The organism is Streptomyces sp. RK62, assembly GCF_018070255.1.
GTDB lineage: Bacteria > Actinomycetota > Actinomycetes > Streptomycetales > Streptomycetaceae > Streptomyces > Streptomyces nigra.
Genome location: NZ_JAGPYD010000035.1, coordinates 1 through 2,574, shown reverse-complemented (window position 1 = coordinate 2,574; position 2,574 = coordinate 1). Strand labels below are relative to the sequence as shown.

2 rRNA genes are annotated in these 2,574 nt (G+C 56.9%); both read right to left on the bottom strand.

Annotated elements, in window-relative coordinates:
* Nucleotides 1-117: ribosomal RNA gene (gene rrf / locus KBY32_RS35165) — 5S ribosomal RNA — on the bottom strand.
* 90 nt (nt 118-207) lie between these two features.
* A 23S ribosomal RNA gene (locus KBY32_RS35160) occupies nt 208-2,574 on the bottom strand; the annotation flags it as partial.

Here is a 2,574-nt window from a genome sequence, read left to right as displayed (position 1 = left end):
GTTCGGCGGTGTCCTACTCTCCCACAGGGTCCCCCCTGCAGTACCATCGGCGCTGTAAGGCTTAGCTTCCGGGTTCGGAATGTAACCGGGCGTTTCCCTCACGCTATGACCACCGAAACACTATGAAACTGTTCAACCGCACCACACCGTGACCATGGCATGGGGTTGTTCGTGGTTTCAGAACCAACACAGTGGACGCGAGCAACTGAGGACAAGCCCTCGGCCTATTAGTACCGGTCACCTCCACACGTTACCGTGCTTCCAGATCCGGCCTATCAACCCAGTCGTCTACTGGGAGCCTTACCCCATCAAGTGGGTGGGAGTCCTCATCTCGAAGCAGGCTTCCCGCTTAGATGCTTTCAGCGGTTATCCCTCCCGAACGTAGCCAACCAGCCATGCCCTTGGCAGGACAACTGGCACACCAGAGGTTCGTCCGTCCCGGTCCTCTCGTACTAGGGACAGCCCTTCTCAAGACTCCTACGCGCACAGCGGATAGGGACCGAACTGTCTCACGACGTTCTAAACCCAGCTCGCGTACCGCTTTAATGGGCGAACAGCCCAACCCTTGGGACCGACTCCAGCCCCAGGATGCGACGAGCCGACATCGAGGTGCCAAACCATCCCGTCGATATGGACTCTTGGGGAAGATCAGCCTGTTATCCCCGGGGTACCTTTTATCCGTTGAGCGACGGCGCTTCCACAAGCCACCGCCGGATCACTAGTCCCGACTTTCGTCCCTGCTCGACCCGTCGGTCTCACAGTCAAGCTCCCTTGTGCACTTACACTCAACACCTGATTGCCAACCAGGCTGAGGGAACCTTTGGGCGCCTCCGTTACTCTTTAGGAGGCAACCGCCCCAGTTAAACTACCCATCAGACACTGTCCCTGATCCGGATCACGGACCCAGGTTAGACATCCAGCACGACCAGACTGGTATTTCAACGACGACTCCACCTGAACTGGCGTCCAAGCTTCACAGTCTCCCAGCTATCCTACACAAGCCGAACCGAACACCAATATCAAACTGTAGTAAAGGTCCCGGGGTCTTTCCGTCCTGCTGCGCGAAACGAGCATCTTTACTCGTAGTGCAATTTCACCGGGCCTATGGTTGAGACAGTCGAGAAGTCGTTACGCCATTCGTGCAGGTCGGAACTTACCCGACAAGGAATTTCGCTACCTTAGGATGGTTATAGTTACCACCGCCGTTTACTGGCGCTTAAGTTCTCAGCTTCGCCCGACCGAAATCGGACTAACCGGTCCCCTTAACGTTCCAGCACCGGGCAGGCGTCAGTCCGTATACATCGCCTTACGGCTTCGCACGGACCTGTGTTTTTAGTAAACAGTCGCTTCTCGCTGGTCTCTGCGGCCACCCCCAGCTCGAGGAGCAAGTCCTCTCACCGGATGTGGCCCCCCTTCTCCCGAAGTTACGGGGGCATTTTGCCGAGTTCCTTAACCATAGTTCACCCGAACGCCTCGGTATTCTCTACCTGACCACCTGAGTCGGTTTAGGGTACGGGCCGCCATGAAACTCGCTAGAGGCTTTTCTCGACAGCATAGGATCATCCACTTCACCACAATCGGCTCGGCATCAGGTCTCACCCTGTATGAGTGGCGGATTTGCCTACCACTCGGGCTACACCCTTACCCCGGGACAACCACCGCCCGGGATGGACTACCTTCCTGCGTCACCCCATCACTCACCTACTACCAGCTCGGGTCACCGGCTCCACCACTCCGACCTCGTCCGAAGACTCAGCCGGCGGCTTCACGGGCTTAGCATCACTGGATTCGATGTTTGACGCTTCACAGCGGGTACCGGAATATCAACCGGTTATCCATCGACTACGCCTGTCGGCCTCGCCTTAGGTCCCGACTTACCCTGGGCAGATCAGCTTGACCCAGGAACCCTTAGTCAATCGGCGCAAACGTTTCTCACGTTTGTATCGCTACTCATGCCTGCATTCTCACTCGTGAACCGTCCACAACTACCTTCCGGTGCTGCTTCACCCGGCACACGACGCTCCCCTACCCATCACGATCCCCGTTGGGGGTATATATCGCAATGACACGACTTCGGCGGTACGCTTGAGCCCCGCTACATTGTCGGCGCGGAATCACTAGACCAGTGAGCTATTACGCACTCTTTCAAGGGTGGCTGCTTCTAAGCCAACCTCCTGGTTGTCTCTGCGACTCCACATCCTTTCCCACTTAGCGTACGCTTAGGGGCCTTAGTCGATGCTCTGGGCTGTTTCCCTCTCGACCATGGAGCTTATCCCCCACAGTCTCACTGCCGCGCTCTCACTTACCGGCATTCGGAGTTTGGCTAAGGTCAGTAACCCGGTAGGGCCCATCGCCTATCCAGTGCTCTACCTCCGGCAAGAAACACACGACGCTGCACCTAAATGCATTTCGGGGAGAACCAGCTATCACGGAGTTTGATTGGCCTTTCACCCCTAACCACAGGTCATCCCCCAGGTTTTCAACCCTGGTGGGTTCGGTCCTCCACGAAGTCTTACCTCCGCTTCAACCTGCCCATGGCTAGATCACTCCGCTTCGGGTCTTGAGCGCGCTACT